This is a genomic window from Streptomyces sp. NPDC059373, assembly GCF_042751495.1.
Taxonomy (GTDB): Bacteria; Actinomycetota; Actinomycetes; order Streptomycetales; family Streptomycetaceae; genus Actinacidiphila.
The window spans coordinates 1-20,691 of sequence record NZ_JBHYXC010000054.1 but is presented as its reverse complement, the minus strand read 5'-3'; the positions used below and the strand labels follow the sequence as shown (position 1 = coordinate 20,691).

Here is a 20,691-nt window from a genome sequence, read left to right as displayed (position 1 = left end):
GACTCCCTCCGCGGTAGGGGCGCTTCCCTGAAATCGGGGACGTCCCCGCCCGCATGGAATGGGAACACCTTTTGCGGGATTGCTCAGAGCGACTGCTGCAGTACTCCGTGATGCCTCTCCAGAGTCACCCCGATGGCGGCGAACCGCAACTCACCGGAATCGATCAGCGACTCTCAGTGCTGCACGACCCGCTGCCGGGCCCGGTCCAGGGCCTCCAGGAAGCGCGAGACCGAAGCCGCGCCCTGGCGGCGCAGGGTCAGCAGATAGCCGGTGCCGTTGACGGTCGCGAGGGCGCGGCGCCGCAACGAGAAAGGCGTACGGATCGCGTGCACGTCCTCCACCGGAGCACTGTCGATCTCCCGCCCCCGGCTGGTCAGCAGCACCAGCCGGCCGTCGCGGATCAGGACCTGTCCGGCCCGGGTCAGCGAGCTGAGCCGCCGCCCGATCCGTACCCCCGTCGCACTGAACTCCGGCTCCGCCATGGTCCACCCCACCTCCGTGTCCGACCAGTCTGCCCTGTTCGCGCCGCCTTCCACCAGCCTGCCTATGATCGGGAGCATGCAGCAGACAGACATCGGCGACTGTACGGCGACCATCGACGTGAACCGGGCCGACCCCGGTTACCGCGCCTGGCTCAAGGAAGCGGTCCGCAAGGTCCAGGCCGACGCCAACCGCTCCGCCGACACACACCTGTTGCGCTTCCCGCTCCCCGAGGCATGGGGCGTCGACCTCTATCTCAAGGACGAGTCGACCCACCCCACCGGCAGCCTCAAGCACCGCCTCGCCCGCTCGCTCTTCCTGTACGGCCTCTGCAACGGCTGGGTCCGCCCCGGAAAGCCGGTCATCGAGGCGTCCAGCGGCTCGACGGCCGTCTCGGAGGCGTACTTCGCCCAGCTCATCGGCGTGCCCTTCATCGCGGTGATGCCGCGCACGACCAGCCCCGAGAAGCAGCGCCTGATCGAGTTCCAGGGCGGTCGCTGCCATCTCGTCGACGACCCGCGCACGGTGTACGACGTCTCCGCCCGCCTTGCCGCGGAGACCGGCGGCCACTACATGGACCAGTTCACGTACGCCGAGCGGGCCACCGACTGGCGCGGCAACAACAACATCGCCGAGTCGATCTACCAGCAGCTGAGCAAGGAACGGCACCCCTGCCCCGCCTGGATCGTGGCCACCGCCGGGACCGGCGGCACCTCGGCCACCATCGCCCGCTATGTCCACTACATGCAGCACGACACCCTCGTCTGTGTCCCCGACCCGGAGAACTCCTGCTTCTTCGAGGGCTGGGTGAGCGGCGACGCCGATGTCTGCTGCGACCGGGGCTCCCGCATCGAGGGCATCGGCCGGCCCCGCATGGAACCCAGCTTCGTGCCCGGCGCCATCGACCGCATGATGAAGGTCCCCGACGCCGCCTCGATCGCCGCCGTACGGGCCCTCGACGCCGCGATGGGACGCAAGGCGGGGGCCTCGACCGGGACCGGGCTGTGGAGCGCCTTCAAGATCATCGCGGAGATGGTGGAGGCCGGGCGGGGCGGCAGCATCGTCACGCTCATCTGCGACCCCGGCGAGCGCTACCTCGACAAGTACTACTCCGACGCCTGGCTCGCCGGACAGGGCCTGGACATCGCGCCCTACGCGACGGCGATCGACCGCTTCCTCGCGACCGGGACCTGGCCCGCCTGACGGCCTTTCGGTCCTCTTCCACGTCTCGTTCCGTTCTGTTACAGCGCGGCTACCTGGAAGCCGCCGGATCACCACCCTCCGGTCCAGGTGCGCTCCTAGCGTCCATGCATGACGATGTCCCAGGTCGCGCCTACAGCAGTCGCGCCGGCACTTCCGCGCCGATGACCGCGAGCTCCAACGCCTGCTGGCCGTGGGCCGTCTCGACTCCGCCGCCGCGCTCCTCTCCAACGTCTCCCGGGGCAACGTCGCCTTCGACTTCTGGGACTTCGCCACTTCCCTCGACCGCCTCGCCGCCCGGCAGGAGTCCGTGGCCGTCGACCACATCTCCGCCGCCCGCTCGGGTCTCGACGCCTGGCCGGCTGTCCCGGCGGCCGCGCTCGGCCTGGCGGCGGCGCTGGTTCTGGCGGGTGTCAGGCCCAGGTTCGCCGAATACCGGTGAGGTTTGTGTGCCTTGTGGGGAACTTGTGTTCCGGGTACAAAGAACTCACTTTCGATCACTTCCCTGAGAGACCGGCCATGACCACGACGCCCCCGCCCCCGGACGATCAGCCGTCCGTATCCGACGATGTCTGGGACCAGTTCGTCCGCGACACCGAGTCCGAGATCCGTGCCTCCGCCCCCAAGGAGCCCTCCGCACGGGCCCGTATGGTCACCGAACGGCTGAAGGAGCAGGACGCACAGGACGCGCGAGAGGCCAAGGGGCGTCAGGCCAAGGAAGCGAAGCAGGCCAAGAAGGCCAAGGCCGGCGCCGAGCCCGCGGGTTGGCGCACGGGCCCCGCCTGGCAGGAGATGGACGGCCGGGCCACCCGCAGGCGCCGCCGGCTCGGTGTCCTCGGCGTGCTGGTGGCGGTCGGGATGCTCGTGATCGTCCTCAACCCGTCCCGCGCGCTGTCGCTGCTGCCCGGCCGCTCCAGCACGTCGTCCGACGGCGGCACCGCGACGCTTCCCCCGGAGACTTCGCCGATCAGCGCCGCCCCCTCCGAGGAGGCCTTCCCCGACACGGCGACCCTGAAGGAGCCCTTCCTCGGCTCCCCGGCGGCGCATTACGCCGACGGTGCGGCCGGCATCGTCGTGCCGAAGGCCAAGCCGGTCGGCCACATGACCCTGAAACAGGTCGAATTCGCGCTGCGCAAGACCAAGGAATTCCTGGTCGACTCCAACCTGAACCCCGCCACCCTCCGGGGCGCCCGGCCCGAGACCGCCCTCAGCCTGATCGACCCCCGTCAGGCCGACTGGCTCCGCGGCGTCGACGCCGCCTTCAAGAAGCCCGGTAAGAAGCAGGATCCCCTCTTGTACGCCACCCGCTTCAACCCCACCGAGCTCAAGCTCGTCGGTGACGTCATCAAGACCCGCGGCAGTATGACCTTCAAGCAAGGCACCTACGGCTCCGTCGCGGTGCACGCCGACTACACCTTCGTCTACCCCTTCACCAAGGCCGCCGCGGGCTCCAGCGAGGTCTCCCGCACCATCGTCCGCCGCGTCCTCGACGTCGAGGTCATCGATCCCGTCCGTTACAAGGTCACCGCGGGCAAGCTGACGATGGTCTCCTACAAGCAGGACACCGGTAACACCGCCTGCTACGTCTACGACGGCTATGTGCATCCCGCCTTCGCGTCCGACGCCGCCACCGGCTCGCCCGCGTCCGGCCCGACCACGGATCCGTACGACCGCAGCAAGGACATCACGATCCAGAGCGACGGGGAGTGCGGTTCGGTCTCCCGTAGTTGAGCCGAACGGCTAGCCGGCCAGCCGCCGGTCCAGCCGGCGGGCCGCCGTGCGGAACGCGTGCCCCACGCCGGGGCGCGCCAGGCGCAGGGCGGTCCGGAAGGCGGGGGAGCCGTCGGCGGCGAAGGTCCACTGGACGCGGGTGCCGGAGGAGGGGGTGGGGGAGAGGGCCCACTCCTCCAGGAGGGCGCGCAGGCCGGGGGCGTTGGTGGCGTCGGCGCGGTAGGTGTAGCGGAGGGGGGCTTCGGCGGCGAGGACGGTCTCCTGGAAGCGGATGCCGCCCTTGAGCGCGATGTCGCGGCCGGCAGCCGTGGGCACGGCCGAGGTGACGGCGTCGAACCAGGCCGTCCAGCCCTCGGTGTCCTGGGCGAGGGCGCGGTGAACGGCCTCGGGCGGGGCGGTGAGGTCGGCGGCGAAGACGAGGCGTACGGGAGCGGAGCGGACGAAGTCCGGGTCGACCGCGAGCACGGGGCGAAGTGGGCGGGCCATGACCCCAACCGTACCTGACGGCTAGTCAGATGTGGTGGTCTCGCCGGCGACGATGAGCTCCGAGAGGTGCTCGGCGATCTCCGCCCGCAACACCTCGGGGATACCGGCGTCCGTGACCAGGGTGTCGACGTCCTCCAGCGCGGCGAACGAACTCAGGCCCACCGTGCCCCACTTGGTGTGGTCGGCGATGACGATGACACGGCGGGCGGAGCGGACGAACTGGCGGTTGGTCTCCGCCTCGGCGAGATTCGGGGTCGACAGACCCGCCTCGACCGAGATGCCGTGGACCCCGAGGAAGAGCAGGTCGAAGTGGAGGGAGCCGATCGCGCGGTCCGCGACCGGCCCGACCAGGGAGTCCGACGGGGTGCGCACACCGCCGGTCAGGACGACGGTGGCGGCACCCTCCCGCGCTCCCGGACGGCGCGAGGCGGCGTGGAAGACGTCGGCGACCCGGACCGAGTTGGTGACGACGGTCAGATCGGGGACATCCAGCAGCCGGTGGGCCAGGGCGTAGGTGGTCGTGCCGCCGGACAGGGCGATAGCGCTGCCGGGCGTGACCAGCCGGGCCGCGGCGCGCGCGATGGCCTCCTTGGCGCCCAGTTCGAGGCTGGACTTCGCCTCGAAGCCGGGCTCGTGGCTGCTGGCCTCGACGACGGGGACGGCGCCGCCGTGCACCTTTTCGACGACACCCTGACGTGCCAGGGCGTCGAGGTCACGGCGGACGGTCATGTCCGAGACGTTGAGTTTGCGGGTCAGCTCGTTGACGCGGACACCGCCGCGCCTCCGGACCTCGTCCAGGATCAGCGCGCGGCGCTGCTCCGCGAGCAGGTTCTGGTTGTCGCTCACCCGAGGTCCCGTCCCATCCGCTGGTCGTCTGATGCGCTGCCGGCTGCCGAGCCGCTGCACATCCTTCCATGGCCGGGCGGCCCTGGCAGAGGGCGGGGGCGCACGGTATGACCTGTCCCACATGCCACGGCAGCATCACAATTCTGTGCGCCTTCTGCAAGGGCGCGATCACAGCGCGCTACGCATGGGAATGCTGACCGTACGGGGAAGGCGGTCGGGATGCGGTCGGACACGAACACGGACACCGGTACGGGCACGGAACAGGCCGGAAACGAACCGCTCGCGCTGGAGCTGCTCGTCCACGGCGTCGGCGGCACCACCCCGCAGGCCATGCTCAACGACCCCCGGATCACCCGGGTCTCCGGTGACGACACGGCGGGCATCTACCGCCGCACCGAGGACGCGGACGCGGAACGGCGCCCCGCCGCCTACCAGGGCAAGCCGGTGCCGGACGCCTACTCCTGGTGCAATCTCACCTCCGGCGACGGCAGCCGGGCGCTCTGGCTGCTTCTGCTGCCCTTCATGGTGGCCAACCTCGCCCACTGGATGCGGCCCCCGTCCAACAGCGCCGGGCTCCGGCGGACGTACGAGGTGCTGCTGCGGCTGGTGTCGCTCAGCCTCACGGTGCTGCTGGTCGCCGGGGCGTGCGAGGTCGCGATGGACCTGGTGGCCTGGCAGTGCGCCGGGGTGCCGGTGTGCGCGAGCAGCAAGAGCTGGCTGGGCTTCCTGCCGGCCGGCGAGCCCGGGCTGCGGCTGGTGATCGGGGCGGTCGTGCCGGTGGTGCTCACCGGGCTGCTGTGGTGGCTGTCGCGGCGCACCTGGTACGCGTACGAGTCCCAGAAGCCGCTCCCCACCGGCGCCGGGGACCGCCGGCATGACGACCCGGCCTCGCCGCTCGCGCTCCCCGGGTTCTGGTTCGGACGGCGGCTGGTGGCCCGGCTACGGGCCGCGCATACCGCCGCCGGGCTGCTGACGGTGGCGGCCGCGCTGCTCGTGCCGCCACTGCGGCGGGACACACAGGCCGTCGTGGGCTGGACGCTGGCCGGGGCGGTGATCGCGCTCGTGCTGGTCACCGTCGCGGCGGCGGCCGTCGCGGGCCGCAGCGAGAGCCACCTCGACGAGGTGATCGACCACCTGCCGTCCCGCCTGCTCTACATCGGCTCGCAGGCGGTGCTCGTCGCCTCGGCCGCGTACGCCGGCTGGCACCGCACCGGCTGGCACTCCGGCGGCCGGCTCCCGGCGGCGGCGGCCTTCGGCGGGCTGACGCTGCTGCAGGGGGTGCTGTTGCTCGGGCTCACCGTGACCGCCTGGCTGATGTGCACGCCCGAGAAGGGCACCGCCCTGCGCGGCCTGGGCGGGCCGGCGGTGGCGTTGCTGGCCTGCGCCCTGGCGGGGGTGCTGACCGGTGGGGTGGCGCAGCGGGTGGCGGACTGGCTCGACAAGGGGGCGACGCCGGGGATGCAGGGGAGCCCCATCGCCGGGCCGCCGGTGCTGCTGTCGTGGCAGGCGTCGGTCATTCCGGTGCTGATCGTCGTGGTGGCCCTGGTGGCGGCCGTGGAGGCCCGGCGGCTGTGGCGGGTGACCCGGGACCTGACGGCCGGGGTCGAGGCCGATTACCCGGGCGAGCCCCACGACAGCGCCCGCACCCGGCAGATCGCCCGGGCACGGGCCATGGCGGGCCTCACCGACCGGACGCCGCTCCTGGTCGGCGTGATCGCGGCCATGTCCTTCGTGTTCGGCGCCGCCACCCTCGCCGGTGCGTGGGTGAGCGACGCGGTGCCGGGCCAGGCCACCCTCACCTGGCCGTGGATCTTCCACTCGCTCGCCGAATCGGCCCAGGCCGTCGGGTCCTGGCTGGTCGGTGCGGGCGTCGTCGCCCTGGTCACCCTGGGGCGCCGCGCCTACCGGGACGCCGGGGCACGCCGCACCATCGGCATCCTCTGGGACGTCGGCACCTTCTGGCCGCGCGCCGCCCACCCCTTCGCGCCGCCCTGCTACGCGGAGCGGGCGGTGCCCGACCTGACCTGGCGGATGACCACCTGGACCAGAACGTACGGCGGCCGCATCATCCTCTCCGGGCACTCCCAGGGCAGCGTCCTCGCCGCCGCGGCCGCCTGGCAGCTCGACCCGCGGACCCGGGGCCGGATCGCCCTGCTGACCTACGGCTCGCCGTTGCACCGGCTCTACGGCCGCTGGTTCCCGGTGTACTTCGGCCGTGAGGCCCTGGACTCGCTCCACGCCGACCTGCACGCGTGGCGGAACCTGTGGCGGCGTACGGACCCGATCGGCGGCCCGGTCGGCGTGCGCGACGTCGACCGGGGACCGCTGCTGGACCCGACGGCGTACGGCCGGGACGTCGACAACCCGCTGCCGGCACCGCTCCTGGCGCACTCCGACTACCAGGTCGACCCGGCCTTCGCCGCCGAACGCACCATGCTGCTCGTGCGGTTGCCGAGTCAGGACAGCGCCGGGATGTCCTCCGGGTAGAGCAGCTGAAGCTCCTCATGGCTCGGCTCGGCGACGTGCGCGAGCCGTCCGGCGTGGCGTTCGACCATCGCCTCGAAAGTCTGCCGGGCGGTGCGGCCGTTGCCGAAGGCGGGGCCCTTGGGAATGGCCATGAAGTACTTCAGCAGGGCCTCGCCGGCGTCGTCGGCCAGCTGGTACTGGTGCTCCTCGGCCTGCGAGCGGACGATCCGCAGCAGCTCCTCGGGCGAGTAGTCGCCGAAGGTGATGGTGCGCGAGAAGCGGGACGCGACACCGGGGTTGGAGGCGAGGAACCGTTCCATCTCGGAGGTGTAGCCGGCCACGATGACGACGACCGCGTCGCGGTGGTCCTCCATCAGCTTCACCAGTGTGTCGATCGCCTCGCGCCCGAAGTCACGGCCCGAGTCCTCCGGCGCCAGCGCGTACGCCTCGTCGATGAACAGCACCCCGCCGCGCGCCCGGTCGAAGGCCTCCTGCGTACGGATCGCGGTGGACCCGATGTGCTCGCCGACCAGGTCGACACGGGCGACCTCGACCAGGTGGCCGCGCTCCAGCACGCCGAGCGAGGCCAGGATCTCGCCGTAGAGCCGGGCCACGGTGGTCTTGCCGGTGCCGGGGGAGCCGGTGAAGACCAGGTGGCGTCGGAGCCCCGGCGCCTTGAGGCCGGCCTCCTGGCGGCGGCGGCCGACGGCGATCAGGTCGATGAGGGTGCGCACCTCGCGCTTGACGCTCTCCAGGCCGACCAGCGCGTCCAGTTCGGCGAGGACGTCGTCCGACTCCCGGGCCGGCTCCGGCGCGGGCTCGGGGGCGCGCTGCTCGGGCACCCCGCCCAGCAGTCCGTACGACTGCGCCGCGGGCTGCCGTTCGGGCGCCGGGACGGGCGGCAGGGCGATCTGGACGGTGGTCTCGCCGCTGTGGTCCCCGGAGCAGTCCTCCGTCACCGGGCCCGGCTCGGCGAACTCGTACCCGCCGCGCGCGCAGCGCTCCGTACGGCACCGGGTCAGGGTGGAGCGGCAGCCGTCGATGATGTGGAAACCGTAGCTGCGGCTGCCCGTGACGCGGCAGCCGGTGAAGGTGCCGCGGCCGCCCGCCGAGACGTAGAAGCCGGCCTCGCCGGGGTTGGTGACCGTGCAGCGCTCGACGGTCGGGTCGGCGCCCTTGGTGACGATGACACCGGTCTGGACGTCGTCGATGGTGCAGGAGGCCAGGGTGCCGCCGCTGCCGTGGTCCCGGAACCAGGCGCCGGTGGCGGCCTCGCGGATCCGGCAGTCGTCGAGCTGGACGACGGCGCCGTCGCTGACGGACACGGCGGTGTTGCGGACCTGGGAGATGTCGGTGTCGACGACGTCGGCGCGCGAGCCCCGGTCGAGCACGAACAGGGCGTCGGGGACGTCGCGGACGCGGCAGCTGTCCAGTATCGCGGCGGCGCCGTCGCTCACCCAGACCGCCGGGTAGTCGCCCTGGCTCTCGTGGATCTCGCACTGGTTGGCGTCCGCGCGGGTGCCCGGGTCCCACACCGACAGGCCGTTGCGGCCGAAGCGGCGGACGGTGCTGCGGGTCAGCGTCAGCACCGACCGGGACCGCAGGTCGATGGCGTTCTCGGGGATGTCGTGGATGTCGCAGTCGGAGAGGGTCAGCACCGCGTCCGTGTCGAGGGTGATCCCGTCGCCGGTCGTGCGGTGCACCTGGCAGTCGGTGAGGTGTCCGGCCGCGCGCGAGGCGACCTGCACTCCGGTGCCCTTGACCTCGTAAACCTCGCAGCCGACGGCCTCGGCGGCGGTGCCCTCGCCGGTCAGCGACAGGCCGGCGCCGTTGGCGTTGTGGATCCTGCAGCGCTCCAGGCGGGGCGAGGCGCCACCGCGTACGGAGAAGCCGGTCTGGCCCGCCGCCACCACCTCGACGTCCTCGAACAGCCCGCCGGAGGACTCCAGAACGCTGATGCCGAGCCCCGCCGGATTGTCCACAGTGCAGTGCCGCACGGTCGGCCGGGCGCCGTCCCGCACCTCTATGCCGACCGCCGAGCGGGTGACGACCCGCAGGCCCGACAGCTCGGGGGCCGAGCCCTCGATGAGCAGGGCGGCGGCGGAGGTGTCCTGGCCCTCGATGGACAGGTCCTGCACGGTCGCCGAGGCACGTACGGTCAGGGCGACCCCGCCCGCCGGGGCGATCCGCACCGAGCCGGGGCCCTCGGCCCCGCGCAGCGTTATGGCGTGCTGGACGACCAGGTTCTCCCGGTAGGTGCCGGGGTTGATCGAGAGCACGTCCCCGTCGCCGGCGGCCTCCAGGGCCGCGGCCAGGCTCTCGTACTCTCCCGTGCGGCGGCGCCACCGCGAAGAGCTGGTGTGCGTCACCTGAACCACGCCCTGTGCCATTGGGATGCTTTGCCCCATCCTCTTACTTGCGTTGCGCTGTTGACCGGGGGACCGGGGCAACCACCGTAGCGTGCGCGGGGCGTGCGCCAGCACCGAGCCGGGCATGGATCACCTGATGGGTGCGGTCCGGAGCGGGGCGGGAGGGGCCCTAGGCTCTGCCCGCGTGGCCCCAGTCCTGGCCGGCTGCCTCCCACTCGCGCTCCCACTCGGCGAGCCGCCGTCTCATCAACTGCCACAGCAGCATCTGCCGCACCACCAGTAGCAGAACGCCGGCGGCCACGAAGGCCCCCATACCAGCAAGCACCCCATGGGTCGCCGCGGCCGCCGGGTCCAGGGGAGCGGGCATCACACGGCCCTGCCGGTCGACCCAGATGCGGACCGTGTCGCCCTTGCCCTTGTTGACCGGGATATGGATCGGGCCGGTGATCTTCGTGCCGTCGGGGGCGGTCCAGCGGGCGACGGCGCTGCGCCGCTCCTGCCGTACCTGCCCGGAGTCAGGATCCGTCTGGGCGATCTCGCGGGACCCGGCCTTGAGCACCAGCGCCGGCACGACGCTGCGCTCGCTGCGCTGCGCCCGTACGGTGTGCTGCAACGCGCCGTTCACCAGCGAACCCGTCGCCCAGCCCGCCGCGGGGGCGCCCAGAACGATGACGATCGCGGCGATCAGGCCGGCCCAGGTCTCGAGCACGTCCGAACGGCGGCGCAGGGGATTGCGCCGCCACCTCCACAACCGCACCCTCGTCACGGGCTGCACCCCCTTCACCGTCCAAGTACCGCATACGGCGGGGCTCATGCGCCTCGAAGGCCGGTCGTACGAGAGCGAAATCACGCTCGTACGCCAGGCCGGCCGTGGCACGGCCTTGGGACGCCTTCAGTCCATAACGAACAACGCGTCACCGACCCGAAGTGTTCCGGGGTGCTCCGGAATCAGATTCTGTCCGAACACCAGTTGCCCGCCGACGCGGCGGTGCCGGGCCAGCGTGCGCAACGGCTCCCTGCCGCGCTCGCCGGTCCGCTGGTCGGTCGTGGTGACGACGCAGCGCCCGCAGGGCTTGACCACCCGGAAGGCGACGTCACCGATCCGGATCCGGCGCCAGCCGTCCTCGGCCCAGGGTTCGGTCCCGTCGATCACCGCGTTCGGCCGGAACCGGTCCATCGGCAGTGGGCCCTCGGCGGACCGGTCGCCGCCGGCGATCAGCGAGTTGAGGGCGTCGAGCGAGGCCGTGGTGGTGAGCAGCAGCGGGAAACCGTCGGCGAAGTTCACCGAGTCGCCGGGCAGCGCGAACTCCGGATCGACCGGGCGGCGCCGCGCCGGGTCGTCCATGTACACCAGGGCCGCCTCGGTCCCCAGGTACGCGCTCAGCCAGGCGGCGGCCGCATCCCCCGCGGGAACGGCCTCCACCTTGTCGCCCCACACCGTCACCGGCACGGTCACACCGGAAAGCGGCGCCGTCACCGGCACGGGCACCGTCAGCACCTCGCGCCCCGGGCCGCCGAGCCGCAGACCCCCGTCCTGCGTCGGCTCGGCGTCCATCAGCGCCAGTTCCGGCCGTTCCCGCTGCGTGACGAACCTCCCCGCGGCGTCGACCACCATCCACCGCCGGTCCCCGTCCAGCCCCCACGGCTCGACGCCCACCTCCTTGGGCGCCCGTCCGCGGACCGACTTCACGGGGTAGATGTGCAGTGCACTCAGGCGCGGTGTCGTCATGACGTCATCGTGCCACCGGCCGGTCGACCGTCTCAGCCCTGGTAGTAGCCCTGGCCGAGATTGCGCCGCTGGTACGGCTGCTGCTCCTCATAGCCGCCGGGCTGCGCCGGGCGCGGAGGCTGCGGGCGGGGCGCCGCCGGGCGCGCCGCCTCGTAGCCCGCCGGGCCCTGGTACGGGGCCTGCTGCGGCTGCTGGTAACCGCCGTTGTACGGAGCCCGCTGGGCCGTGGCCTGCTGCGGGATGTACGGGGCGGGCGCCTGCTGCAGCGGCTGCTGTTGCTGGTATCCCTGCTGGGAGTACCCGTTGTAGTTGCCCTGCGGCGGCGTCTGGTACGACGACGGTCCGGCGGGCAGGGCCGGAAGCGCCGACGGCAGCGCCGGCAGGTTGCTTCCGCTGTCGTAGGCGGACGGAACTCGGATCGGCGCGATCTGAGGGGTGCCCCGCTCGGCGACGAGGCTGTCGTAGATGGGGGTGTCCGGGAAGAACGGTGACGTGTAGTAGCCACCGCTGTAAGAGCCGCGGGGGGAGGTCATAGCCCATAAGTTAAGCCCACGATGTGCTGGTTGGGGAGACTGATTAGTAGGTCATTTCATGAGCGGTGAGTGACGGCTGATCCTCAATCCGAGCGAATCAACTAAAAACGGTCGCCGCGAGCCGTTTCTATCGTGTAAAAGCCTCCCCATCCGGCGACTTACCCCGTGGTACGACCCCCTGCGGCGGCCCCACGTCAACCCGGCGCCACCTCCGTCACAGCGAATCCACACGACCACGACGTCACCCTCACGAGTGGGACGGAAGCGCCCGAACGCCCCTTACGTGCCGTATTCGTGTGCAACAGTTGCCCATGCGCGTAGCCATGCTGTTCGGCCCCGCCGGTCCGGAGCGCCCGGAGGACTGGCTCAAGGCCGCAGGCACCGCCGCGGACGTGGTCGGCATCGTCTCCGTACCGGCGCTGTCGCTGCCTCCCGTCCCCGGCCTGCCGTATGCGGGCCGCGACCCCGAGCTGCCGCACCGGTACGAGGTGGTGACCGGCGTCGGCCGGCACCTCACCGCACGCCGCATCATGGCCCTGGTCCGGCTGGAAGGCGCCGAATGCGGCCGCCTCGACGTGCTGCACGCCCATGCGCCCTGCACCGATGTGCCGGTGCCGTGGCTGGCCCGCGCCGCCCGGATCCCGTACGTCCTCAGCACCGGCGGGCCGCCGCTCCCCGGCCGCCTCGCCCGGCGCCGCGCCACCCGCCTCCACGAGTCGGCCGCCGCCGTGCTCGCCCTGCCGCACCCCGTCGACGCCGAGGAGCTGCCCCCGGTGCCCGCGCGGGCCCGGATCCGCCAGGACCCGGTACGGGTCGCGGTGACCGGCGGGGCGGAGGACTGGGACGCCCTGGTGCACGCCTTCGCCGAGGCCCATGCGGAGGACGCCCGGCTGCGGCTCCACGTCATAGGCGAGCTCCCCGGACCGCGCGGCCGTGCCGCCCTGCTCCACGACCTCGCCCACGCCGACCTCTTCGCCACCGCCCGGGCCTGGGACCTCACCGCTCTCGACGCGCTGTGCTGCGGCACCCCCGTCGTCGGGGCCGACGCCCCGGCCCTCGTCCGGGCCGCTGCCGCCCTGCCGAACCACCGGCCCGCCGCCCTCGCCGCCGAGGCCCGGCGCCGCTTCGGCACCGCCGCGGTCGGCGCGCGCCTCGCGGCGGCCTATGCCGAGGCCTGCGCCGGGGCCTATGCGGACGCGTCCGCGTCCGCGTCTGCGTCGGGGCGCGCGTAGGTACGGCCCTTCCACGCCGCGCCCCGGCCCCGGTAGTGCTGCACCGCCGAGTCCACCGTCATCAGCAGATACAGCGCCGCCGTCAGCGGCAGCAGCGGCGCCCACCACACCGACTGCCGGTAGTAGCGCAGCATCGGCACGTACGTCCCCGCCATCAACCCCCACGCCGCCGCCCCTGCCGCGCACGCCCACCACGACCCGGTCAGGGCCCCCGCGACCGCCGCCACCGGCGGTACCAGATAGATGCACACCAGCCCCGCCACCGTCCCCGCCAGCAGCGACGGACTGTGCCTCAGCTGTGCGTACGCGCTCCGCGACACCATCCGCCACAGCTCCGCCAGCCCCGGATACGGCCGCACGCTGTCCACCCGGTCCGCCAGCCCCAGCCAGATGCGGCCGCCGCTGCGCTTCACCGCCCGGGCCAGCGCGACATCGTCGATCACCGCGTGCCGGATCGCCTCCGGGACGCCCGCCCGCTCGACCGCGTCACGTCGGATCAGCACGCAGCCGCCCGCCGCGGCGGCGGTCCGGGCGCGGGGACGGTTCACCCAGCGGAAGGGGTACAGCTGGGCGAAGAAGTACACGAACGCCGGAACGATCAGCCGCTCCCACCCCGTCACGACGCGCAGCCGCGCCATCAGCGACACCATGTCCAGGTCGGCCGCCCGCGCCGCCGACACCAGCTCGCGCAGCGACTCCGGCTCATGCGCGATGTCCGCGTCCGTGAGCAGCAGATACTCGGCGTCCGTGCGTTCCGCGGCGAGTGCGATGCCATGGCGTACCGCCCACAGCTTCCCCGTCCACCCCGGTGGTGGGGCCCCCGGCGACGTCACCGTCAGGGCCAGCCCGCCGTGCCGCTCCGCGAGGGCCCGGGCGATGTCCCCCGTGCCGTCGGAGCTTCCGTCGTCCACGAGGAACACTTCTGCGTGGCCCGCGTATGCCTGGGCCAGCACGGACGGCAGGCTTGCCGGCAACACCTCCGCCTCGTCCCGTGCCGGGATCACGACCGCTACCGCCGGCCACGGCGCGACTTCGCCGGGCGGCGGCAGGCGGGTGTCCGTCCGCCAGAAGAAGCCCTGGCCCAGCGTCAGCCATGCCCATGCCGCCAGGGATACGACCGCGACCCACGTCAGTACCGTCACGTCGTGCAGTCTTCCGTATGCGGTGCGCCGCGGTTTCCGCCCCGTGGGCGGTAGTTGGCCGGGGCTTTTTCCCCCACCCTCCCCCCCCGATTGCCCGGGACCGTGGGGTGCGGGCGGGGGGCGCGTTCGGTTCGTGGGTGGGTTGGGGGCGTGTCGGGGTGGGTCCTATGAGACAGCTATCCTCGCCCGCCCTGTTCCTCGCTCGCTCGGAACTGGGCGTTCTGCGTCGCCTTAGCGTCTCTACGGACCCACCCCGCCCCACCCCCTCCGGTTCCGATGGCGGCTTGCGCCCGGTGGTGGGTCTCGGAGGGGGTTCTTCCTCCACCTCCCGGTACCGCACTCCGGCCGGGCCGGGTGGCTCCAGCGCTCGGCCCGGACAAGCCCCACCGGGGAACCCGGCACCGCGGGCCACGGGGGTGCGGTCGCGTAAAGTTGCGCCGGTGAAGATTGCGCTGATGGACTCCGGGATCGGGTTGCTTGCGGCGGCGGCGGCGCTTCGGCGGTTGAGGCCGGACGCGGAGTTGATTCTGTCGTCGGATCCGGACGGGCTGCCGTGGGGGCCGCGGACGCCGGAGGATGTGACGGAGCGGTCGCTGGCTTGTGTGCGGGCGGCGATGGCGCATCGGCCGGACGCGCTGATCGTGGCCTGCAATACGGCGTCGGTGCATGCGCTGCCCGCGTTGCGTGCCGAGCTGGAGCCGGGGGTGCCGGTCATCGGGACCGTGCCGGCGATCAAGCCGGCGGCGGGGACGGGTGGGGCGGTCGCGATCTGGGCGACCCCGGCGACGACGGGCAGTGCGTATCAGCGGGGGTTGATCGCGGAGTTCGCCGGGGGTGCCGACGTGACGGAGGTGCCGTGCCCGGGGTTGGCGGACGCGGTGCAGTACGCGGATGACGCGGCGATCGAGGCGGCTGTCGCGGCGGCGGCTGCGCTGACGCCTCAGGATGTGCGGGCGGTCGTGCTGGGCTGTACGCACTACGAGCTGGTCGCGGAGCGGATCCGGGCGGCCGTACGGCCGGACGGCGGAACCGAGGTCGCCCTGTACGGCTCGGCCGGGGCCGTCGCGGCGCAGGCGCTGCGCCGGATCGGGGCGGGACCGGCGCCGGAGGCGGAGCCGACGGGGGGACTGACGGTGATCCTGAGCGGCCGGGAGTCGGCGCTGCCGCCGGAGGCGGACCGGTATGCGGAGGGCAGGGCGCTGCGGGCGTCGGATGTGCCGGTGGCGTAGGGACTGCCAAGGTGGCCGCGCATCGGTAGGCTGCGGGCATGACGGACGCGCACAGTGATGACGCGCGCACAGCCCATGTGTGGACGGGCCACGCCAGCAATCGCCTTCAGTGGGTGCTGGCGGCGGCCGGAGCGGCCTGCGTGGCGCTGGGGGTCGAGCTGGCCGTGGACAGCTCGTACACCACGGGACTCGCGCCGCTGGTGATGGCGGTCGTGGGCTGCATCGCGGTCGGCCTGCTGGTGATCTTCGGGACGATCGCGTTCACCCATGTACGCGTACGCGTGGACCATGACGCGGTGGAGGTGCGCTGCGGCCATATGGGCGTGCCGCGCCGCCGCATCCCCATCGACGAGGTGAGCGGCGCGCACTTCGCGCCCCTGGTGAGCCCGCGCGGCTGGGGCGGGTGGGGGTATCGCTGGCGGCCGGACAAGGGGACGGCGGTGGTGGTGCGCCGTGGCCCGGGCCTGGTGGTGGACCTGGGCAACGGACGTCACTTCACCGTCACGGTGGACGACGCGGAGGGCGCCGTGAAGGCGATCCGCGCCTCTCTCAAACTCCGCTCCCCCTGACGCCTCAGGACCAGCGCGCCGTCACCACGGACGAGGACGCCTCGATGAGCACGCCGAGCGGCGTACGCTCCACCGCCGCCGCCCCCTCGACCCCGTCCACGACGTCCGCCCCGACGAGCAGCACACACCAGGACGTGGCGTTCTCGGCCTCGACGGTGACGACGTCACCCGTACGCCTCGTACGGAACACCGCCGCGATGCCACCGTCCGGCGCGGGGACGGCCGTCACCGTCTCGCCGCCGTCCGCCGGGGCGTGCACCCGCAGCGTGACCCCGTCCACCCAGTCGTACTCGGGTCCGTCCTCGACGGCCCCGAAGGGCACGACGGAGCCGGGGCGGGCCAGCAGCGGCAGCGTGTCGAAGCCGTGCGTCTCGCGGCGCCAGCCGGGGCCCGCGACGCGCTCGCCGGTGAGGAGATGGGTCCAGGTGCCCTCGGGGACGTAGTAGTCGACCGTGCCGTCCTCACTGAACACCGGCGCGACGAGCAGGTCGTCGCCCAGCATGTACTGGCGGTCGAGCTGGTGGCAGGCCGGATCGTCGGGGAACTCCAGCACCATGGCGCGCATCACCGGAGTGCCGTGGTCCCGTGCCTGCAGGGCGGCACGGTAGAGGTAGGGCACCAGGCGATGCTTGAGGCGGGTGAAGTCGCGGGTGACGGCGACCGCCTCCTCGCCGTAGTCCCACGGCACGCGGTAGGACTTGCTGCCGTGCAGGCGGCTGTGCGACGACAGCAGCCCGAACTGCACCCAGCGCTTGAAGACCGCCGGCGTCGGGGTGCCCTCGAAGCCGCCGATGTCGTGGCTCCAGAAGCCGAAGCCGGACAGCCCCAGCGACAGGCCGCCGCGCAGGGACTCGGCCATCGCCCCGAACGTGGACTCGCAGTCACCGCCCCAGTGCACCGGGAACTGCTGGCCGCCCGCGGTCGCCGACCGGGCGAAGAGCACGGCCTCGCCCTCGCCGCGCTCCTCGCGGAGCAGGTCGAAGACCACCTGGTTGTAGATCTGCGCGTAGTAGTTGTGCATGCGCTCCGGGTCGGAGCCGTCGTACCAGGTGACCTCGACCGGCACGCGCTCGCCGAAGTCCGTCTTGAAGCAGTCCACGCCCTGGCGCAGCAGTCCCCGCAGCTTGTCGGAGTACCAGTCGCGCGCCGCCGGGTTGGTGAAGTCGACCAGCGCCATGCCGGGCTGCCACAGGTCCCACTGCCACACGTCGCCGTTGGGGCGCCGGAGCAGATACCCCTCGCGCATACCTTCCGCGAACAGCGGTGACTTCTGCGCGATGTACGGATTGATCCAGGCGCAGATCCTCAGCCCCTGCGCCTTCAGCCTGGTCAGCATCCCCTGCGGGTCGGGGAAGACGTCCGGGTCCCAGACGAAGTCGCTCCACTGGTACTCGCGCATCCAGAAGCAGTCGAAGTGGAAGACGCTGAGCGGGATCTCACGGTCCGTCATGCCCTGAACGAAGCGGTTGACGGTCGCCTCGTCGTAGTCGGTGGTGAAGGACGTCGACAGCCACAGGCCGAAGGACCACGCGGGGGGCAGCGCCGGGCGGCCGGTGAGCGCCGTGTAGCGGGCCAGGATCTCCTTCGGGGTCGGGCCGTAGATCACGAAGTACTCGAGGGACTGGTCCTCGACGCTGAACTGCACCTGGCCGACCGCCTCGGTGCCGATCTCGTACGAGACCTTGCCGGGGTGGTTGACGAACACGCCGTAGCCGCGGTTGGTGAGGTGGAACGGGATGTTCTTGTACGCCTGCTCGCTGCTGGTGCCGCCGTCCGCCTGCCAGATGTCAACGGTCTGGCCGTTCTTCACGAACGGCGTGAATCTCTCGCCCAGGCCGTAGATCAGCTCGCCCACCCCGAGGGTGAGTTGCCCGATCATGAAGTGCCGGTCGTCCGGGTCGGTCGCGTAGCCGCTGCCGCGCTCGCCGATGGAGGTCAGAAGGCGGCCGGCGGCGGTGAAGTCCAGCTTCCAGGGTGCCGCGGTGTCGACGCGCAGAGCGAGTTCGCCGGTGGTCAGTTCGACGACCGAGCCGTCGCGTACGGTCTTTCCCGGGCCGCCGTCCGGCTCGGCGGTCAGTGCGAAGTCCGGTCCGTGGAGCGCCTTTCCGCCGTGGTGGGTGTAGCGCAGGCCGATCACGCCTTCGGCCGGGGACCAGCACTCGACGGTCAGCAGCGGGCTGTTGAGGGTGTCACCGCGGTGCCGCACCTGCTTCACGGGTGCGTACAGCGTGATCCGGTCCTCCTCGACGGCGGCGTCCGCGACCGAGGTCGCGTACTTGGCCGTGACGCCCGGACGCATGAGCCAGTAGCCGTCGGTGAACTTCATGGGTGATCCTGCTTTCGTACGCGGGGGGAGGGGGCTCAGTTGGCCGTGCGAGGCCGCGGCGGGGCGACGCGGGGGCCCGGCACGAGCACGGGGGCGATCAGCCGGTGCGGGACCGGGAGGTCGGCGTCCGCGGTGATCGACTCGACGGCCAGCCGGGTCACTTCGGCGGACATCCGGGACACCGGGAGCTCGATACGCGGCAGATCGCTGCCCCCGACGTCGTCCGGGAGATTGCCGACCGCCATCACCGACACGTCCTCCGGGACCCGCAGGCCCTCGGCCGCGACCGCCGCGAGGATGTGCGGCAGCGCCGCCACGTGCTGCACGATCAGCGCGGTCGGCGGCCGCTCCCCGGTGAGCAGGCTGCGCAGCCGCCGGGTGAGCCGTGCCATGTCGCCGGTCGACTGGTGCACCTGCACCGCCGCCCCGGTCTCCGGCGCGGCCCGGCGCGCCCCGGCCACGCCACGGATCGCGTAGCCGCGCCGGGCCTGGATCTCGTGCTCGGTCGTGGCGAGGTAGGCGATGTCCTGGTGGCCGGCCGCCGCCAGCTCGTGCACGGCCAGCGCGGCGGCCGCCTCCCAGTCCAGGTCCGTCCACGGCAGGACCGCGTCGTCCGCCGACCGGCCCAGCAGCGCCGCCGGGAAGCCGAGTTCGCGCATCGCGTCGATCCGCGGGTCCTCCATCTCCACCGCCATCAGGATTGCCGCGTCCGCCTGCCCGCTGCGGGCGATCCGGCGCAGCCCCGGCACGCCCTCCTGGTCGGTCATCAGCAGTACGTCATAGCCGTGCGAACGGGCCGCGTCGCTGATGTCGATCGCGAACCGCCCGTCCACCGCCCGGTACCCGCCCGCCGCGCGCGGCAGCGCCAGCGCCAGCACGTTCGTACGGGTGCTGCGGAGGGTGCGGGCGCTCGCCCGGGGGTGGTAGCCCAGCTCGTCGATCGCCCGCTGGACCGCCTGGCGGGTGTCCTCCGAGATCTTGCGTGAGCCGCTCAGGACGTACGACACGGTGCTCGGCGCGACGCCCGCGCGCTCGGCGACGTCCTTGATGGTGGTCATGCGGCTCCCGTCGTGCCTTGTCGAATCGATTCGTCGAATCGATTCACCAATGCTAGGTCGCCTCCCGGTACCGGGGCAAGAGCCCGGCCTCAGGGGTGGTCGGTGCGGTCCGGGCGGGCGGTGGCCAGACCGGCCAGCAGGCCCGCGACCGCCGTGACGGCGGCGAAACCGAGGATGTGATCGACGGAAGCCTGCAGGGCCAGGCCGGTCAGGGCGGCACCGGCGGTCAGCACCACCGGGGTCGGGCGCGGGGACCGGCGCAGCGCCCACAGAACCCAGGCGTACGCGGCGGCGAGCAACGCGACCCCCGGAACACCCTCCTCGGCGGCGAGCTGCAGTGGCGCGGACCGCAGCGTCCCGGCGGGGCCCACCGCGTCGGCCGTCGTGGCCGGCTCCGCCTGGCTGACCTCGGTGAACTGCCCCGGGCCCACTCCGCGCAGCGGATTCGCCTCGGCGAGACGGACCGCCTCCCGCCACAGCGCCACCCGCCCCGGCGTCAGCTGCCCCGACACCGAGGCCGACAGCCCGGACGGCAACGCGTCCACGGCCATCGCGTACGTACCCCCGACCGCCACGGCCGTCGCCAGCGCCAGCCCGGCGAGGCCGAGCACCCTGGGCGTACGGGCAGCCGCCAGCGAGCACAGCACCACCCCGACCGACGCGGCGAAACCCGCCGCCGAGCCGATCACCAGAGCCAGCGTGCCCGCCCCCGCCCCCAGCAACCGCAGCCCCAGCCGCAACGCAGGCGACCCGGCCGCCCAGGCGGCGCAGCACGCGGCACCCGTGGCCAGGACGAGCAGCGCGGCATCCGCGTTCGCGTACCCCAGCGGCGGCGTATGCGAGCCGCCCTCCAGCCGCCCCGGCAACACCACGGCCAGCCCGACCACGGCGACCGCCGTCAACGCCGGAGCCGCCACCGGCAGCAGCGACCCCCCGATCCGCCCCGCCGCGTACCCGGCCGCCACCGCGAGCACCGCCAGCAGCACGCCCTCCGGCCGCGCGGTCCGCCCCGCTGCCGCGATCAGCGCCCACGACGCGGAGCACACCAGCACCGCCACGCCCAGCACGTCCGTCAGCCCGTCCCGGCCCCGCCCCCCGGCTCCGCCACTTCCCGCGTCGTCCATCCCCCTGAACCCCCTGACGAGCCCCCGTCCCGGGCTCACCGTAACTGCTGGGGTGCCCTGTTGTGGATACGTCGCACGGGGCGCGGTGCGCCCTGCGCCTGGGCGCGGTGCGCCCTGCGCCGGGGGCGCGTTCGGTTCGTGGGTGGGTCGGGGGCGTGTCGGGGTGGGTCC

At 72.7% G+C, this 20,691-nt stretch carries 18 protein-coding genes; 7 read left to right on the top strand and 11 right to left on the bottom strand.

Annotated elements, in window-relative coordinates; all coding sequences use genetic code 11:
• Positions 1 to 173: 173 nt before the first annotated feature.
• On the bottom strand, positions 174 to 482 hold the full coding sequence (locus ACFXJ5_RS37305; RefSeq protein ID WP_384641655.1) for a hypothetical protein: 309 nt from the start codon (positions 480 to 482) through the stop codon (positions 174 to 176).
• Positions 483 to 558: 76 nt separating this feature from the next.
• Here ACFXJ5_RS37305 and cds1 point away from each other — a divergent pair, with 76 nt between their 5' ends.
• The 3 genes from cds1 (at position 559) to ACFXJ5_RS37290 (ending at position 3,411) form a co-directional block, all read left to right on the top strand.
• Positions 559 to 1,683, top strand: a complete 1,125-nt coding sequence (cds1, locus tag ACFXJ5_RS37300; protein ID WP_384641653.1) for an L-cysteine desulfhydrase Cds1 — start codon at positions 559 to 561, stop codon at positions 1,681 to 1,683.
• Between the two features lie 190 nt (positions 1,684 to 1,873).
• A complete protein-coding gene (locus ACFXJ5_RS37295; RefSeq protein ID WP_384641650.1) occupies positions 1,874 to 2,122 on the top strand; it encodes a hypothetical protein in 249 nt (82 codons plus the stop codon).
• 77 nt (positions 2,123 to 2,199) lie between these two features.
• Positions 2,200 to 3,411 carry a hypothetical protein gene (locus tag ACFXJ5_RS37290; protein WP_384641647.1) on the top strand — a complete coding sequence of 404 codons (1,212 nt, stop codon included), beginning with the start codon at positions 2,200 to 2,202 and terminating at the stop codon, positions 3,409 to 3,411.
• A gap of 9 nt (positions 3,412 to 3,420) precedes the next feature.
• On the opposite strand, the gene ACFXJ5_RS37285 is transcribed toward ACFXJ5_RS37290, so the two are convergent.
• Complete coding sequence (locus ACFXJ5_RS37285; RefSeq protein ID WP_384641645.1) at positions 3,421 to 3,897, bottom strand: SRPBCC family protein; 477 nt, start codon at positions 3,895 to 3,897, stop codon at positions 3,421 to 3,423.
• Positions 3,898 to 3,918: 21 nt separating this feature from the next.
• Positions 3,919 to 4,743, bottom strand: coding sequence for a DeoR/GlpR family DNA-binding transcription regulator (locus ACFXJ5_RS37280; RefSeq protein ID WP_384641642.1), 825 nt, complete (start codon positions 4,741 to 4,743; stop codon positions 3,919 to 3,921).
• Between the two features lie 219 nt (positions 4,744 to 4,962).
• Here ACFXJ5_RS37280 and ACFXJ5_RS37275 point away from each other — a divergent pair, with 219 nt between their 5' ends.
• On the top strand, positions 4,963 to 7,230 hold the full coding sequence (locus tag ACFXJ5_RS37275; protein ID WP_384641639.1) for a hypothetical protein: 2,268 nt from the start codon (positions 4,963 to 4,965) through the stop codon (positions 7,228 to 7,230).
• On the opposite strand, the gene ACFXJ5_RS37270 is transcribed toward ACFXJ5_RS37275, so the two are convergent.
• The 4 genes from ACFXJ5_RS37270 to ACFXJ5_RS37255 form a co-directional block, all read right to left on the bottom strand.
• Positions 7,200 to 9,599 (bottom strand): right-handed parallel beta-helix repeat-containing protein, encoded by a 2,400-nt coding sequence (locus ACFXJ5_RS37270; RefSeq protein WP_384641636.1) that lies wholly within the window; start codon positions 9,597 to 9,599, stop codon positions 7,200 to 7,202. The two genes, ACFXJ5_RS37275 and ACFXJ5_RS37270, sit on opposite strands and share 31 nt — an antisense overlap.
• A 148-nt stretch (positions 9,600 to 9,747) precedes the next feature.
• Entirely contained in the window at positions 9,748 to 10,335 is a 588-nt protein-coding gene (locus ACFXJ5_RS37265; RefSeq protein WP_459254002.1) for an Rv1733c family protein, read from the bottom strand.
• A 135-nt stretch (positions 10,336 to 10,470) separates the two neighbouring features.
• The gene (locus ACFXJ5_RS37260) at positions 10,471 to 11,307 is read right to left on the bottom strand and encodes an MOSC domain-containing protein (RefSeq protein ID WP_384641630.1); all 837 of its coding nucleotides are present in this window, start codon (positions 11,305 to 11,307) and stop codon (positions 10,471 to 10,473) included.
• 32 nt (positions 11,308 to 11,339) lie between these two features.
• Positions 11,340 to 11,840, bottom strand: coding sequence for a DUF6643 family protein (locus ACFXJ5_RS37255; protein WP_384641627.1), 501 nt, complete (start codon positions 11,838 to 11,840; stop codon positions 11,340 to 11,342).
• A gap of 311 nt (positions 11,841 to 12,151) precedes the next feature.
• On the opposite strand from ACFXJ5_RS37255, the gene ACFXJ5_RS37250 reads away from it, so the two are divergent.
• A complete protein-coding gene (locus ACFXJ5_RS37250) occupies positions 12,152 to 13,072 on the top strand; it encodes a hypothetical protein (RefSeq protein WP_384641625.1) in 921 nt (306 codons plus the stop codon).
• On the opposite strand, the gene ACFXJ5_RS37245 is transcribed toward ACFXJ5_RS37250, so the two are convergent.
• A complete protein-coding gene (locus ACFXJ5_RS37245; protein WP_384641622.1) occupies positions 13,027 to 14,214 on the bottom strand; it encodes a glycosyltransferase in 1,188 nt (395 codons plus the stop codon). The two genes, ACFXJ5_RS37250 and ACFXJ5_RS37245, sit on opposite strands and share 46 nt — an antisense overlap.
• A gap of 440 nt (positions 14,215 to 14,654) precedes the next feature.
• On the opposite strand from ACFXJ5_RS37245, the gene ACFXJ5_RS37240 reads away from it, so the two are divergent.
• Complete coding sequence (locus tag ACFXJ5_RS37240) at positions 14,655 to 15,443, top strand: glutamate racemase (RefSeq protein WP_384641620.1); 789 nt, start codon at positions 14,655 to 14,657, stop codon at positions 15,441 to 15,443.
• A 38-nt stretch (positions 15,444 to 15,481) separates the two neighbouring features.
• On the top strand, positions 15,482 to 16,012 hold the full coding sequence (locus tag ACFXJ5_RS37235; RefSeq protein ID WP_384641618.1) for a hypothetical protein: 531 nt from the start codon (positions 15,482 to 15,484) through the stop codon (positions 16,010 to 16,012).
• A gap of 4 nt (positions 16,013 to 16,016) precedes the next feature.
• On the opposite strand, the gene yicI is transcribed toward ACFXJ5_RS37235, so the two are convergent.
• The 3 genes from yicI to ACFXJ5_RS37220 all read right to left on the bottom strand — a co-directional run bounded on the left by yicI (position 16,017) and on the right by ACFXJ5_RS37220 (position 20,520).
• Positions 16,017 to 18,338 (bottom strand): alpha-xylosidase, encoded by a 2,322-nt coding sequence (yicI, locus tag ACFXJ5_RS37230; protein ID WP_384641615.1) that lies wholly within the window; start codon positions 18,336 to 18,338, stop codon positions 16,017 to 16,019.
• Positions 18,339 to 18,373: 35 nt separating this feature from the next.
• Complete coding sequence (locus tag ACFXJ5_RS37225) at positions 18,374 to 19,396, bottom strand: LacI family DNA-binding transcriptional regulator (protein ID WP_384641612.1); 1,023 nt, start codon at positions 19,394 to 19,396, stop codon at positions 18,374 to 18,376.
• Positions 19,397 to 19,485: 89 nt separating this feature from the next.
• Complete coding sequence (locus ACFXJ5_RS37220) at positions 19,486 to 20,520, bottom strand: O-antigen ligase family protein (RefSeq protein ID WP_384641609.1); 1,035 nt, start codon at positions 20,518 to 20,520, stop codon at positions 19,486 to 19,488.
• Positions 20,521 to 20,691: the final 171 nt, after the last annotated feature.